This window comes from Marinomonas sp. TW1 (assembly GCF_001625355.1).
Classification (GTDB): Bacteria; Pseudomonadota; Gammaproteobacteria; order Pseudomonadales; family Marinomonadaceae; genus Marinomonas.
Map to the genome: position 1 here is coordinate 21,854 of NZ_JSEE01000003.1, position 14,738 is coordinate 36,591.

Consider the following 14,738-nt stretch of genomic DNA (forward strand, 5'->3'; position numbering starts at 1 on the left):
GTGTCACTTAAGTGTATAATAGTCCGCTCCGATAAGTTACCCCCTAGAATGACAGCGATTTTTTATGTTCAATTCCTCAATTCGATTAAATAAATACATCAGTGATAGCGGTATGTGCTCGCGTCGTGAAGCGGACCGTTTTATTGAGCAAGGCAACGTGTTTATCAATGGTAAACGTGCCAAGGTTGGGGATCAGGTTGCTCCAGGTGACACGGTGCGTGTGAACGGTCAAGTGATTGAGCCACAAGATGCCGAAGATTTTGTTTTTATTGTATTGAATAAACCGGTGGGCATTGTCAGTACTACGGAGAGCAGTGAACGCAATAACATTGTCGACTTTGTCAGTCACGGCGTGCGTATTTTTCCCATTGGTCGTTTAGACAAAGACTCACAAGGATTAATCTTTCTGACCAATAATGGCGATTTGGTCAATAAGGTATTACGAGCGGGTAATAACCATGAGAAAGAATATTTGGTGACGGTGAATAAACCCATTACCGAGAGCTTTATTTCTGGCTTGGCTGGTGGTGTGCCTATCTTAGGGACCATGACCAAAAAATGCCCGGTGGTTAAAGTGGCGCCGAATGTGTTTAACATCACCCTTGTTCAGGGGCTAAATCGACAAATTCGTCGTATGTGTGAGCACTTTGGCTATGAAGTGACTAAGCTCGAACGTACTCGCATTATGAACGTCAATTTAAAAGGCTTGCCGGTAGGTGAGTGGCGAGATTTAACGCAAAAAGAGCTGTCTGTTTTATTGCAAGCCATAGAGACGTCTTCTTCCGAAGCCAATCCATCGACTAAGCGTTCTCGTCCAAGCAATAAAAAAAGTACCAGCAGTCATGCGGCTAAGAAAAACACCGCCAAAACGCCTTATTCCTCAAAGCCAAATACCAAATATCCTCGTGGTGACGGTAAGAAACCGAGTCCTTCTGGTAAAGGTAAAGATAAGCGACCTTTTGGTGACCCAAATAAGCCAGTTAAGGGGCGTAAGCCAAGCGGTAATAAAACGCAGCCGAATAAGCCACAAGGCAAATCAACCCCAACAGGTAAGCCGACTGGTAAGCGTCCAGTGCGAGGCAAAGGCCCTCGTTAGACTTAATTCACTTTCGTGCATGCCATGATTGTTTGTTAAGTCCTTTTGCTTTTGTGTCCTTAATCTTCGAATTGCTCGTCAACTGTGAATTCTTCATGGTTGTTGAGGCGGGAGGTTTGTCTGCGTTCTCCGTGTTATTTAAGATAGGGGTTGGCGGGTTGAGGTAAAAACGCCGCTATCTGCTTGTGTGTTTATGTCGCCTGAAGGTCCAAATTCAGGAGGTCGTATTGGCACTAGCCCAATGGCACACAGGTAAGAATAAAAAGAACGCTGCGGTGTTCTTTTTTTGTCTTGGTCAATTTGTTTAGATAGTAAGAAGAATTGATCTGGGAAGCATTTTTGTTATGGAATGGGACATCAAATTTGTGTTTAGCTGCATGGCGATCATGCTGACTTTAGTGGCTTTTTTACCCTATTTATTTTCGATTATCCGAGGTCAAACTCGACCCCATGTGTTTACTTGGGTGATTTGGGGGCTGACCACCTTGATTGTTTTCTTTGCTCAGTATGAGGCTCGAGCCGGTTGGGGCGCTTGGCCGATTGGCATATCTGGGGGAATGACGATTTTAGTGGCCGTGGCAGCTTACTGCAAACGGGCTGATGCCAGTATTCATGCTATGGATTGGGTATTTCTCTTAGCGGCTTTATCTTCTCTGCCATTTTGGTATGTTATGTCTGATCCCATGTGGGCGGTGATTTTATTAACCACCGTTGATATGTTAGGTTTTGGGCCAACGTTACGCAAAGCCTACACCTTTCCTGATCAGGAAAATGCGACGTTTTTTGTTTTATTTATTCTACGCAATACCCTTGTATTATTGGCTTTAGAAGAATATTCAATCGCCACTGCGTTGTTTCCCTTTGCTGTGAATATAGGGTGCTTTGCATTACTCTTTTTGGTTGTATTTCGACGCTATCAGCTTCGTACCTTCCTTAAACAATAAGGACAGTTATATGTATACAGATGAAGATCTTGATTCTGCGGTTAAACAGGGTGTTTTATCGCCGCAATCCGTGATGTCATTTCGCGAATTTATTGCGAGCTCCCGAAAAACCTCTGTGGTTGATGAGGAAAACTTTCGCTTAGTGGGCGGGTTTAACGATATTTTTGTGGTGATTGCCTGCGCATTATTACTCTTCTCATCCTTGTGGGTTTTGCAGTTGTTCAATCCAATTGTCGCTCATTTGGTGTTTGTTATCCTCGCTTGGTGGCTAGGAGACATCTTTATTGCGAAACGTAAAATGGCTTTGCCTGCGATTTTCCTCCTGCTCAGTTTTGTGGGTGGGAGCTTTATGTTGAGTCAGGCCATTTTTGCAGGTCAGCTGTTCGCTGAAGTTATCTCTACATCGGTGTCGTTGGTTGCGGCTTACGGGCATTGGCGACGTTTTAATGTGCCGATGACCATCGCGGTGGCAACCGCCGCAGGCATGGCCATAGTGGCTTCGGCCATTATGGCTTTTCTCCCTGAAAATGGTCTGATGGTGATGTCGACTTTGTTTGTTTTTGGGGTGTTGTGTTTTGCCTTTGCCATGTATTGGGACGCTCAGGATACTCAACGTATTACTCGGAAATCGGATGTGGCGTTTTGGTTGCATATGTTGTCAGCGCCGTTAATTATTCACCCTGTTTTTTCGACATTGGGGATTCTCGACGGCAATGAGAGCCTTCTTAATATGGTGTTTATTGTGCTCTTGTATCTGCTCATGACATTAATTTCTATTACGGTAGACCGTCGCGCGTTTATGGTGTCTTCTTTGTTTTATGTGATTTATGCATTGCAGGCGTTGTTTGCTAGCTTCGGCAATGTGGCGGACAGCATTGCTATGACGGGTGTGGTCATGGGGAGCATATTGCTCTTGTTGTCGGTTTATTGGCAAACGTCTCGACGTTTTATTGTGTCTCACTTACCTTTGACGTTAAGTCGGTATCTTCCGGCCATAAAAACACAATAAATTAGGACGTATTATTACAGTTTTATACAGGCTTACAGAGAAAAAATGGCTAGTATAATGAAATGAAAGTGAGTTGAAAATTACGTATTAATCACATTATTTTTAGGGACGAAAAAATGCTGAAGGTACCGAGTACAGCGGCAATAAACCAATTAATGGCGAATGCTTATTTTACCGATTGTTTTACTTATCACACTATGAATAAAGGGCAGTCGGCCATGCAGGTGTGGTTAGACATGGTGAAGAAAACCCCTCGATGGGTAGAGCTATTAATGTGGCTTCGCAATCGAGTTGTGATCTTGTTTGGGCTAAAAAATTTGGGCTTTATTGGCGATGTCATACCAGCGAAACAAGCGTGTGATTATCTAATTGGTGATCAAGTGGGCATTTTCAAAGTCCTGTCTAGCCAAGAACAAGAAGTGATTTTGGAAGATAAAGACAAACATTTGGATGTGAAGTTGTCTTTGTTTTTAGAACCCGAAGGCGATTTGCTTAAACTGTATGTCACCACTGTCGTGCATGTGAAGAATCGTTTCGGCAAGGTTTATATGTTCTTTGTGGCACCCGTTCATAAAAAGATCGTGCCGGCGACCTTAGCTCGTTTGGATGCTGTGTCATAACTAATCGACCTAGGTTGATCAAGAATATGAATGAATTCGCTATTTTTGTATATCTTAGATAGCTTGCATTGTGGGTGGGGTATCGTGTTTGATACCCCTTTTTTATCCTTTGAGCACTTTTTTCTTTTGAATACTAAGAGCTGTTAGCCATCTTTATGTTTGCCTTGTATGAGTCAAAAAATGTTTTCTGAGCAGGTCACGGTTTGTGAGCAGTGTGATCAGGTGAATCCCATGCCTGATTTGCAAAGTGGTGAGCGTCTACGCTGTACTCATTGTGATCATATTCTGGTCAGTGTTCATTCTTATGCCCCTCGGCGTATTTTGTCTTTTGGCTTGTCCTGCGTATTGATGTTGCTGTTAGCCATCAGTTTCCCCTTTTTGAGTTTTGCGACAAATGGGGTTGAAAGAAGTGTGACGCTGATTGATACCCTGACGGTTTTATTAGGACAAGGTTATTTGATTTTGGGGGCCGTGATCAGTTTGGCGCTGTTTGTTTTTCCCTTGGTGTATTTGAGCTCTATCTTGTTTTTGGTATTAAGCTTCCGTCATTCCAATGTGTTCAATAAAGCGCAGCGTTACTGTGTAAGATGGTTATTGGTGGTGCAGCCTTGGTTGATGGTGGATGTGTTTTTAGTTGGTATTCTTGTGGCCTTGGTAAAGGTTAACAGCTTGGCGGACATTGAGTTAGGGCTGTCGTTTTGGGCTTTTTGTGGTTACGTGTTGTTGTTATTAAAAACTGTTTCCTTAGTCGATAAACGTTGGTTGTGGCATCAAGTGGCTGGCGCCGCGATGAATCCTACTGTTGATATGGGCAATGCGCAGTCACAAGGGCTGATTGGTTGTCACTTTTGTGGGGCTGTCTTGTCCGATGATCATCAGCATTGTCAACGCTGTGGACATTCAATTTATACTCGGCGACCACGTAGCTTATCCACTACGTTGGCGTTGTTGATTGCAGCCTTGGTTATGTATATTCCCGCTAACGTGTTTCCGATCATGCAAACTACGTTTCTCGGTAACACGGAACCTTCCACCATTATGGGGGGCGTATTTCTGCTTTGGTCACTGGAATCCTATCCTGTTGCATTGGTGATTTTTGTGGCCAGTGTGGTCATTCCATTGGCGAAAATAGCGGCGTTATTTTGGTTAATTTGGCAATGCTATTTTCCTAGTCGCCATCTGACCAAACAGAAAATGAAACTGTATAGATTGACAGAATTGGTTGGTCGCTGGTCCATGATCGATGTGTTTGTGGTAGCGGTGTTAACCAGCATGGTACAAATGGGGAATCTAATGGCCATTTACCCAGGCCCAGCGGTATTGTCTTTTACTTCTGTGATCATACTAACCATGTTAGCCGCCATGTCGTTTGACCCAAGATTACTTTGGGACAGAGACCGGTATGAAAATGATGTATATAACAAGGGAGCAAAGCGTGAGCGATGATCTGAATCCAGTCGAGAATATGCGCAAGGTACGTTTTAATTCAATTTGGCTGGTGCCACTGATTGCTTTGATGGTGGCCGCTTGGATGTTGTATCAAAATTGGTCTAGTCAGGGGCCTTTGATTACCTTGGTGGCTGCCAACGCAGACGGTTTAGAAGTCGGTAAAACCAAGCTCAAATCCCGTAACGTGGATGTGGGTAGGGTGATTGATATCCGTTTAAGTGATGACTATGAAAATGCCGTGATTCAGGTTCGAATGAACCAAGATACGGATCAAATGCTTAAGCAAGATGCGCAGTTTTGGGTAGTAAAACCACGCATAGGTAAAGAAGGGGTGAGTGGTTTAGGTACCTTGTTGTCCGGAGCTTATATAGACATGACACCGGGGGAAAAAGGACAAATTCAAACTCGTTTTACGATTTTAGATCAGCCGCCTTTGGCCACGGAAAATGAGGGCATTCGAGTGAACTTGGTGAGTCTAAAAGGGGCCTCTCTCGATGTTGGTGCACCAGTGCATTTTCGTGGTTATGAAGTCGGCTACATCGAGAAGGTGGACTTTGATGCCAAGCGAAAAGCCATCACTTATCAATTGGTCATTCGCTCGCCTTATGACGCTTTGGTGAACTCAGCGGTGCAATTTTGGGTAACCCCAGGTGTGTCGTTTAAGAGTTCCGCCAGTGGCTTCGAGTTTAGTTTAGATTCCTTGGAAACCTTCCTCTCGGGAGGGATTTCTTTTGCTTTGCCAGATGGCAGGCCCGCAGGTGATGCCGTAGCCGATCAGTCTGAATTTCAATTGTTTGACTCGAAAGAAAGTGCTGATAATCAAGTTTACGATGAGTTCATAGAATATGTGTTTTTGTTTGATGCGAATCTGAGTGGCTTATATCCTGGCGCTGCCGTTGAGTTTCGAGGGGTTCGCATTGGTACTGTTATGGAAGTGCCTTTTAGTGGTATTTCCATGACGTCCTTATCTAAGTTGGATACACCTGTCATACCAGTGTTGGCTCGCATTGAGCCGCAGCGCTTAAATACCCCTGATATGCCCGATGTGATGTCATTGTCCCAATGGGACGCTATGTTAGACGATCGTATGGACAAAGGGTTACGGGCGTCTCTGGTGATTGGGAATTATTTGAATGCCGCCAAGGTCATTAGTTTGGACTTTATGGACACCCCTTCGCCGATCCGCTGGCGGGAATTTGAGGGCTATGATGTGTTCCCTACGGCCCCCAATTCACTTGCTAACATCGAGTCTAAAATCAGCTTGATGCTCGACAACCTAGCGCAAGTCCCCTTGCAGAAAACCTTTAAGCAATTGGGGCATACTATGTCGGAAGTGGATACGACGTTACAACGTTTACAACAAGTCAGTGACAGTGTCAGAAAATTGATGGATCAGTCGGAGACGCAACAAATCCCTGGTGATTTATCCGCTGCCATTCGAACCTTGAATCAAACGTTGGAAACCTATCAAGCCGATGGTTTGATCGGACAGCCATTACGTCAGAATTTGGTGTCATTAGACAGGGCCTTAAATGAGTTGCAACCTTTATTAAGGCAATTGAGAGAAAATCCGAATCGACTGATTTTTGATAGTAAACCCAAAGTAGAAATACAGCCCAGAGCGGCGAAATAATGAAAAGGTTAAAGCTGTTTATGTTAGTAAGAATGATGGTCTTGGGTTTGATTACGGCAGTATTGGTGGGGTGTGCGAGTTCGACACCCCCCAGCTATGAATACCTTTTAGTCGACAGTTCAAGCGACGAAGTAAACGTCATAGCAACGGCACCAATGCAGATCCAAATGATGCCGGTCGAGGTCGCAAATTATTTGTCTGGTAACGAGATCGTATTGGTATCAAAGACGGGTGGGGTGCATCGTTCGCAAAGTCATTTGTGGGCGGAAGCTTTAGCACCACAATTAACCCGATTAACTCAACAGCGTCTGGAGAAGACTCTGAATAACATTTCCTGGTACTCCAGACAGCGTTTACCAAGTTATGCCATTGCCCAACTAAACATCGAGGTGGATCGTTTCTATGCGGATCTGCAGGGCGGAGTGAACATTACGGGGCGCTGGCAATTGATTTCTGCGGAAGGAGAAATACTGAATACTCAGGTGTTTGATGTGACCGATTATCTTCGTTCTGACGGCTATGCCACCTTAACTCAAACGCTGGCCAGTAACTGGATTAATCAGGTAGTGGACCCCATGGCAAAACAGATTGCCGAAGAGTTAAATACGCCATAACAGCATAAAAGAGTAGGCTAAAAGCACGTGATTTAGCCTACTTTACTGAAATTAAGATGTGTGATTTTGAGTGTATTCTTTAATGGCAAGAATGTGTTCAGGCCCAATACCGCAACAACCGCCGATCAAACTGGCGCCTTTGCTTTGCCACTGTTGAACCCAAGTTAGGTAGGCTGGTGGTGTAAGGTCTTCACGCAACTCATCTAAGCCATCATTCGCCGTAGCATCTTTGGGTGTGGGGGGGAAGGCGTTGGCATAAGCGCCGATCTTGATGTTATTTTCGCCCATTTCACTCAATAGCCTTTGCGTTAATTCAATGGCTTCACCAATGATTTCCGGTTGGCTGCAATTAAACAAAATGGCATCAATTCCCCGTTTTTGCATGGCTTTCACGGCGTCGACGACGGTTTCGCCAGAACGCAGTAAGGGTTCTGCGGTTTGTTCAGAATCTTCTAGTGTAAAAGATACCCAAATTGGCTTTTGAGCCGTGTCGATTTGTTCGATTAAAGTGATGACACGGTTGGATTCGTCAATGACACATTGGGTTTCTAGTAGCCATAGGTCGGCGAATGGGGCCAGCTCTTCGATAATCGGTGTGGCGATGTCAGTGACGCGATCGGCTTGGTACAGGTCGGCACGGTAAGAGCCAAATAAAGGTGCCACAGAAGCGGCTACTTGTACTTCATGGTCTGCTTCATCGGCAGCGTCACGGGCAAGTTTGCCAGACAAGTGAGTCAGTTCACGGACACGTTGCTGAAACACGTCTTCACCTATGTGAAAAGGCACAAGAGAATAACTGTTCGTGGTGATAACCTGAGAACCGCTATTAATAAAAGATTGGTGTACCGTCTTGACGGTTTCGGGGGCTTCCATTAATGCGAGGGCAGACCATTCTGGCTGTTTAAAGGGGGCGCCAAGACGCGCAAGTTCACGGCCCATGCCACCATCTAGAATGGTAATGTCGGTCATAAATAATCCTAGTCTGAAGTTGTGTATGTGGCGATTTTAGACCGATTTTCTAACTTATCAATAGTTAATCTGTGATGAAATCGTGATAAGAAAAGGTTCCTTGTAATTGTTTTGAAATTAAAATTTAATAAAGAGCCAAAGGCGTTTTGAAGGAAGATAAAATGTTACCGATCTGGAAAGGACTTGGTTGGCTTGCTCCGGTCATTTTTATTGCCGCCTTTGTGGATGTTCAAATGCTGGTGGATGGCGTGATGGGGGAGGATTTTTACCAACAAAATCGCTGGGTAAAACTCTTTTCTGTGGCGGCGGTTGCTTTGCTCGTCGCTGCCATTGGTTTGTGGCTTAATGTGCGCGATCGAATATGGCGAGTCCATTCGGAAACCGGTAAGAAAACACGCCCCTCAGCTCATACCTTTCTGTTTCTTCCAATTGAAGTCTGGGCGGTTATCGTGCCTTGTGTGTTTTTAGCGAACGATTATGTTCAGCAAGAACAAGCAAGCAAGACATTAGCGTATCTTGAAACACCGCGAGCGAATGACATTTACTCAGTCGACTTTTCGAAAATTTTCCAGAATGAAGATCCGATATACAAGTACGGCACCATGATGGTTGTTACCGTAGAAAACAATCAGGTGCTTCTCAAAAGTAGCTCTCATGCTTACGATGGCAAGCGAGGCGTGCGCAAAGATTTGAAACAGGGGACGGCCGCAGACGCGTCTTACTACAATAACCAAGTCATTCAAATGAGTATTCGAGAGTTACTCGGTCATTATAAAGACGGCACCTTGTTTGCTGTTTATCGAGAGTGATGATGGCGTCGAAAGCGTCGTCAACCATACCGTTTCAAACCATGCCGTTTTCAAACCATGCCGTTTTCAAACCATGCCGTTTTCAAACAAGGTCAATCCGCCAATAAGATGAATCCGTACACAAGAACCATGTTAGAGCGAAGGGGACTGAGCTGCTAGAAAGCGTTTCATGCTTTCCATGACATTCGCAGGGTTGGTCATGTGTAGGCAGTGTCCCTTACTTTCTATGATGTCTAATTGGTTATTGGGGATTTCGTTTGCCATGAAGTTTGCGACGTTTAAGTTCACCAATAAATCGTCTGAACACTGTAAAATTAAGCTGGGGCGATTGATGTGTTTTAACAGGTGGCGGTTGTCAGAGTAAAAACAGGCTTTGGCGAAGGGTAAAGAGAAGGTCACATCCGTTGCACAGAAACTGTTTAGAAGCTCCCAAACCATCGATTCTTGATCATCTGCTTGAGAGGCTTCATCCGGTAACTCACTGCCCATAACGACCGGGGCGAGATATTGTCCCCAACCGAGATAATCTTGACTCATTAGGCCAATCAAGCCTTCTAGGTCTTGCATATCAAAACCGCCTGAATAGCTGTCATCTATATTGATAAAGCAGGGGGATGGACACACCATGATGTGATGAGAAATCAGATCGGGCCGTTGTTGATTAAGAATCCAACCAATGGTCGCACTGATGGAGTGGCCAACAAAGATGCAGTCTTGAAGGTCAAACGCATCGCAAATTTCAATGATGTCCTGAGCATAACCATCTAAGCAGTGGTAACGATCTGCTTGGTACGCTCGACAGTCAGATGAACCACAACCAACATAATCAAATAACACAATTTTGTAGTGTGGCGTTAATTGAGGGAGAAGAAAGCGCCACATGGTTTGATTACAGCCAAAGCCGTGAGCCATTATCATGGTCTTTTGGCCTTCCCCCAGAATTTTAACGTTATTGCGTTTACTTATTTCGGTTTGATCAAGAATCATCTTATGGTTACCCGACACAGCGTAAGATCCTTCTTAGTCATAAATGGTTGTCGTTTGAATAGAATCCTAATATAGCGTCAATCTAATACACTTAACCAGTCGAATCAGTGACTTATTGCTTATTTAGGGTAATAAAAAAGACCTTGCGGTCTTTTTTATTTGAGCTTGTTTCTTGGAGCATTAGTTAGTTGTCGGTTTTATGTTGTGCCGCTTCAATGCTTCTTTGAATCAAAGGTGAAATGGTTAGACCTTGTACTATGATGGAGAAAATGACCACCACGTAGGTGATGATGACGATTAAGTCATGTAGATCAAACCCTTCAATCATAATCTCTTCGGAAGGGATCGCCGCCGCCATGGCTAAGGCAAGGCCACCTCGAAGTCCGCCCCAAGTTAGAATTTTAACTGAGTGCTTATCGTAATGACGGAAGCGCTTGAAGACTAAATAAGGGCTGCCCACACTGATAAAACGCGCGAATAACACCACAGGGATCATGACTAAACCAAGCCCAATCACTTCCCACGAGAACGGCATGGTGACAATGAGCATGCCGATAATAAGGAACAGTAAGGCGTTTAAAAAGCTGTCTGTCGCGTGCCAAAAATCTTTCACATAGCGAGTGCCGTCTGGGCCTCGACGTTTTATGGCTTTTTGACGAGTAATGTTACCCAACAAAATACCGCTGGTGACCATTGCCAACGCACCGGATATTTCCCAAATGTTTGCTAAGGCAAAGCCAGCGGATGGAATGGTTAAGGTGACCAGCAAGCGAATATTAATGTCTTTGCAATTAATGATGACAAAATGGCCAACGACCGCAATGGCCAAGCCAAATACAATGCCGCCAATGGCATCCACTAGAAAGAGCTCTGCCACATCTGCAAAATGCGCTTCCGTTCCATAAAAGGCAATCGAAAAAATGGTGGTGAAGATGACCAAACCCACCCCATCATTAAACAGTGATTCCCCTTCGACCTGAATGGAAATACCTTGTGGCGCACTCATTTGCTTGATGATGGCGAGTACTGCAATCGGGTCCGTTGGGCTGATGAGTGCGCCGAACAACAAGCAATAAATCAGCGGAACGGGGAAGCCTAATAGGCCAAAAATATAGAAGCTTAAGTAACCCACAATCAAGGTGGAAACCAAGGTGGAAAAGAGGACCAGAATGGTAATTTCCCAGCGTTGTTTGCGCAGCGCCGTTAGGTCAATTTCCAATGCCCCCGCAAAAAGAAGGAAACCTAACATGCCTTTGAGAAGCAGCTGATTAAAATCTATTCCCGCCACCACTTGGGTAATGAACAAGGCGGTTTGGTCGCCAAGCATTTTTACCGCTAGGATCAAAAGTAGTGAAATAACCACTGAGCCTGTGGTGATGGCAATGGTGGTTTGCATTTTTAAGACATATTGGTTCGTAAAAGCGATAAAAACCGCTAAAGCCGAAAGAAAACAAATGAGATACCAAGCGTTCATTTGAGAACCTTATTTTTATCAATAGTTTTGAAGACAAGAATAGACGCATAGAGGAATGCTAGGCTGGTTATGTTAGCCCTTGGGATCAGTCGTGTCACGAAAATCACGGCGTAAAACTGATCTTAATCTAATTAAGTGCGGATTAAGGCAAAAATGTAGTAATTTACTTTCAAAACTTAACCAAATGGTTGGTTATAGGTGAAGCGAAATCATAAGCTCTGTATAATGCAGCGCAATATCACTTTGTGACCGTTTTTAGGAGTAACTCTCAATGGCAACACCTTCGCAGCATGATTTGCGTAATGATTTTCGTAAGCTACTACAAAGTGGCAAATGTTATTACACAGCTTCCACTTTTGACCCTATGTCCGCGCGCATCGCGGAAGACTTAGGTTTTGAAGTGGGCATCTTAGGTGGTTCGGTTGCCTCGCTACAAGTATTAGCCGCACCGGATTTTGCTTTGATTACGTTGAGTGAGTTTACTGAGCAAGCAACACGTATTGGTCGTGTGGCACGTCTGCCTATTATTGCGGATGCTGACCATGGTTATGGTAATGCATTAAACGTGATTCGTACGATTGTTGAGTTAGAGCGTGCTGGTGTGGCGGCGTTGACCATTGAAGATACCTTATTGCCTGCGAAATACGGCCATAAATCAACGGATTTGATTCCAGTCGAAGAAGCCGTGGGCAAATTGAAAGCGGCATTAGATGCTCGAATAGACCCTGCTATGAGCATCATTGCACGTACCAATGCCGGTCAGTTAACCACAGAACAAACCATTGAGCGCGTGAAAGCGTATCAAGCAGTGGGTGTGGACGGCATCTGTATGGTGGGTATTCGTGACTTTGCTCACCTAGAAGAGATTACTCAGCATATTGATATTCCTGTCATGCTGGTGGCTTACGGAAACCCTGAATTGGCAGACAGAGATCGTCTTGCGGCCAATGGGGTACGCATTGTGGTAAATGGACACGCTGCCTATTTCGCTGCGATCAAGGCCACTTATGACTGTCTTCGTGAGCAACGTGGTATTGCGGAAGGTAAATTGAATGCTTCTGAACTTTCCACTCGTTACTCAACATTGGACGAAAACCGCGTTTGGGCCAACAAATACATGGACGTTCAAGAGTAATCGACCTGCCGTTCGTCGGAACGGTTAACGACTCTGAGATATGAGAAAGCCTGCAAATTTGCAGGCTTTTGCGTTTCTGGTCGCTTAGTTCATTGAGCGTACTTGGCGAGCTTAAATTAAGTTAATCGCTTCCATGGCTGCTTTTATCGTGGCTTTAGTGCTGTCTTGTAACGCAACAATAGGTAGACGGCACTCTTCCGTACACAAACCAAGCAAAGACATCGCGTATTTTGGGCCCGCTGGGTTTGGTTCAATGAATAATGCACTGTGTAATGCGAACAGTTTGTCTTGTAATTGCGCCGCTTCGACAAATTGACCTTGGCGACATAAAGCGTGCAGTTCTGCTACCAATTTCGGAGCAATGTTTGAGGTGACCGAAATGCAGCCATTACCACCGCCAATATTGTACGCCACGCTGGTGACATCATCGCCGCTTAGGTAATTGAAGGTTTTGTTGATCAGAGCACGTTCACGAATTGGACGAGTTAAATCGCCAGTGGCATCTTTCACGCCGATGATTCTAGGCAGTTCTGCCAATTTAGCCATGGTGTCTACATCCAGCCCGACGATCGAACGTGGTGGAATGTTGTAGAGGATAATGGGCAATTGGCTGTTGTCATGAACGTATTTGAAATGCTCGTATAGCCCGGCTTGATTCGGACGGTTGTAGTAACCTGCCACATGAAGTGTTGCATCCGCACCAGCTTGATACGCATAGTCAGAGTAAGTGACGGCTTCCACTGGGTTGTTAGAACCTGCGCCAGCTAAGACTGGAACCGCTTTATTGGCTTCTTGTACGGTGATTTCAATAACACGCTTGTGTTCATGCTCGCTTAACGTAGGGGACTCACCTGTGGTACCCACTGGCACTAAGCCATTGATACCTTGGTCTATCTGCCAACGAACAATTTTTCGTAACGCTTCTTCGTCTAATCGACCATCACGAAATGGGGTAATTAAAGCCGTAATTGCACCGTGAAACATGTTTTTGCCTCGTTTGTGCCGGTTGGCATTCTTGCTGAGAGTATTTGCTGCTTGAGCGAAGGGAGATACCGTCAGCGGGAATGCTGCCGGGTAATAATGAAATCTTAAATACGCACGTCAGCATCGCAAAGCTTGTATGCTTTACGTTTATCGCCGTTGCGTTTATTCAAGACAGTTAGGTTCATAAGATAAAATAGATCGCTTTGTAAAAAGTCATTTTATCCTGACGTTTTTTGAGAAAAAGGTCAACACGATTTTTTAGTTTTTGAATTCAAAATGAACGTCGTTTTTTCACCATGGCTTGGTTAGAATACGGTTTTAAAATAACAATCGATGTAAAAGGTGAAGAAATGGATTTAGCCAGTTGGTTATCTTTGGTGGTGATTTGTGTCATGGGCGCCTTATCGCCAGGCCCGAGTTTGGCTGTTATTCTCCGCATTTCGGTTTCTCAATCTGCTTGGCACGGCGCATTGGCCGCGATTACTCATGGCTTAGGCATTGGCTTTTGGGCCTTTTTAACCTTACAAGGTTTGGCGGTGTTGATGCAGCGCTATCAAGAGGTTTTCTCTGTCTTAACGGTTTTAGGGGGATTGTATCTTGCTTGGTTGGGAATCAAGGCTTGGCGTTACGCTGGTATGTCGAGTGATGACACTATTGAGCCTGCTGCTTCGTCTTATTTTGGCGCCGCCCGGGATGGCTTATTGATTGCCTTAATGAATCCGAAAGCTGCCCTGTTTTTCCTCGCGTTATTTAGCCAAGTGATTCCTCATGAAATGACCGGCATGATCAAATTCCAGCTTTGGTCTACTGTGGTGTTTATTGACAGTATTTGGTATGTGATTGTGGCGTTGTTATTGGCTGGCGGTCCCGTGCTGGCATGGTTAAAGCGTCATATTATCTGGGTTGACCGTGGCATGGGCAGTCTATTGATTTTGTTGGGTGTGAAAGTGGTATCGGGGATTTTCTAAGCGATTGTTAGATGATGCCAGTGCCGTTAAGGCAGAATAAACGCTCA

At 44.7% G+C, this 14,738-nt stretch carries 14 protein-coding genes; 10 read left to right on the forward strand and 4 right to left on the reverse strand.

Annotation, left to right across the window (positions count from 1 at the left end; all coding sequences use genetic code 11):
- Positions 1 to 64: 64 nt before the first annotated feature.
- The 7 genes from rluF to OA79_RS03280 all read left to right on the forward strand — a co-directional run bounded on the left by rluF (position 65) and on the right by OA79_RS03280 (position 7,365).
- On the forward strand, positions 65 to 1,096 hold the full coding sequence (gene rluF, locus OA79_RS03250) for a 23S rRNA pseudouridine(2604) synthase RluF (RefSeq protein WP_063331792.1): 1,032 nt from the start codon (positions 65 to 67) through the stop codon (positions 1,094 to 1,096).
- A gap of 344 nt (positions 1,097 to 1,440) precedes the next feature.
- On the forward strand, positions 1,441 to 2,040 hold the full coding sequence (locus tag OA79_RS03255; protein ID WP_063331793.1) for a hypothetical protein: 600 nt from the start codon (positions 1,441 to 1,443) through the stop codon (positions 2,038 to 2,040).
- 10 nt (positions 2,041 to 2,050) lie between these two features.
- Entirely contained in the window at positions 2,051 to 3,049 is a 999-nt protein-coding gene (locus OA79_RS03260) for a hypothetical protein (RefSeq protein WP_063331794.1), read from the forward strand.
- A 116-nt stretch (positions 3,050 to 3,165) separates the two neighbouring features.
- On the forward strand, positions 3,166 to 3,669 hold the full coding sequence (locus OA79_RS03265; RefSeq protein ID WP_063331795.1) for a DUF2867 domain-containing protein: 504 nt from the start codon (positions 3,166 to 3,168) through the stop codon (positions 3,667 to 3,669).
- Positions 3,670 to 3,849: 180 nt separating this feature from the next.
- The gene (locus OA79_RS03270; RefSeq protein WP_231908798.1) at positions 3,850 to 5,115 is read left to right on the forward strand and encodes a paraquat-inducible protein A; all 1,266 of its coding nucleotides are present in this window, start codon (positions 3,850 to 3,852) and stop codon (positions 5,113 to 5,115) included.
- On the forward strand, positions 5,105 to 6,751 hold the full coding sequence (pqiB, locus tag OA79_RS03275; RefSeq protein ID WP_082825358.1) for an intermembrane transport protein PqiB: 1,647 nt from the start codon (positions 5,105 to 5,107) through the stop codon (positions 6,749 to 6,751). Before OA79_RS03270 ends, pqiB begins: the two co-directional genes overlap by 11 nt.
- Positions 6,751 to 7,365: a PqiC family protein gene (locus OA79_RS03280; RefSeq protein WP_231908785.1), complete on the forward strand. Its 615-nt coding sequence runs from the start codon at positions 6,751 to 6,753 to the stop codon at positions 7,363 to 7,365. Before pqiB ends, OA79_RS03280 begins: the two co-directional genes overlap by 1 nt.
- A gap of 51 nt (positions 7,366 to 7,416) precedes the next feature.
- On the opposite strand, the gene OA79_RS03285 is transcribed toward OA79_RS03280, so the two are convergent.
- Positions 7,417 to 8,334 (reverse strand): homocysteine S-methyltransferase family protein, encoded by a 918-nt coding sequence (locus OA79_RS03285; protein WP_156486209.1) that lies wholly within the window; start codon positions 8,332 to 8,334, stop codon positions 7,417 to 7,419.
- Positions 8,335 to 8,495: 161 nt separating this feature from the next.
- Here OA79_RS03285 and OA79_RS03290 point away from each other — a divergent pair, with 161 nt between their 5' ends.
- On the forward strand, positions 8,496 to 9,143 hold the full coding sequence (locus OA79_RS03290) for a hypothetical protein (protein WP_063331797.1): 648 nt from the start codon (positions 8,496 to 8,498) through the stop codon (positions 9,141 to 9,143).
- A gap of 132 nt (positions 9,144 to 9,275) precedes the next feature.
- Here OA79_RS03290 and OA79_RS03295 read toward each other — a convergent pair whose 3' ends face one another.
- Entirely contained in the window at positions 9,276 to 10,148 is an 873-nt protein-coding gene (locus OA79_RS03295) for an alpha/beta fold hydrolase (protein WP_231908786.1), read from the reverse strand.
- A gap of 166 nt (positions 10,149 to 10,314) precedes the next feature.
- Positions 10,315 to 11,604 carry a cation:proton antiporter gene (locus OA79_RS03300; RefSeq protein WP_063331799.1) on the reverse strand — a complete coding sequence of 430 codons (1,290 nt, stop codon included), beginning with the start codon at positions 11,602 to 11,604 and terminating at the stop codon, positions 10,315 to 10,317.
- A 271-nt stretch (positions 11,605 to 11,875) separates the two neighbouring features.
- Between OA79_RS03300 and OA79_RS03305 the strand changes: the two genes are divergently transcribed.
- Positions 11,876 to 12,739 carry an isocitrate lyase/PEP mutase family protein gene (locus OA79_RS03305; protein ID WP_063331800.1) on the forward strand — a complete coding sequence of 288 codons (864 nt, stop codon included), beginning with the start codon at positions 11,876 to 11,878 and terminating at the stop codon, positions 12,737 to 12,739.
- A gap of 111 nt (positions 12,740 to 12,850) precedes the next feature.
- Here OA79_RS03305 and dapA read toward each other — a convergent pair whose 3' ends face one another.
- Positions 12,851 to 13,723, reverse strand: a complete 873-nt coding sequence (gene dapA, locus OA79_RS03310) for a 4-hydroxy-tetrahydrodipicolinate synthase (protein WP_063331801.1) — start codon at positions 13,721 to 13,723, stop codon at positions 12,851 to 12,853.
- A 350-nt stretch (positions 13,724 to 14,073) separates the two neighbouring features.
- On the opposite strand from dapA, the gene OA79_RS03315 reads away from it, so the two are divergent.
- A complete protein-coding gene (locus OA79_RS03315) occupies positions 14,074 to 14,691 on the forward strand; it encodes a LysE family translocator (RefSeq protein ID WP_063331973.1) in 618 nt (205 codons plus the stop codon).
- Positions 14,692 to 14,738 lie beyond the last annotated feature (47 nt).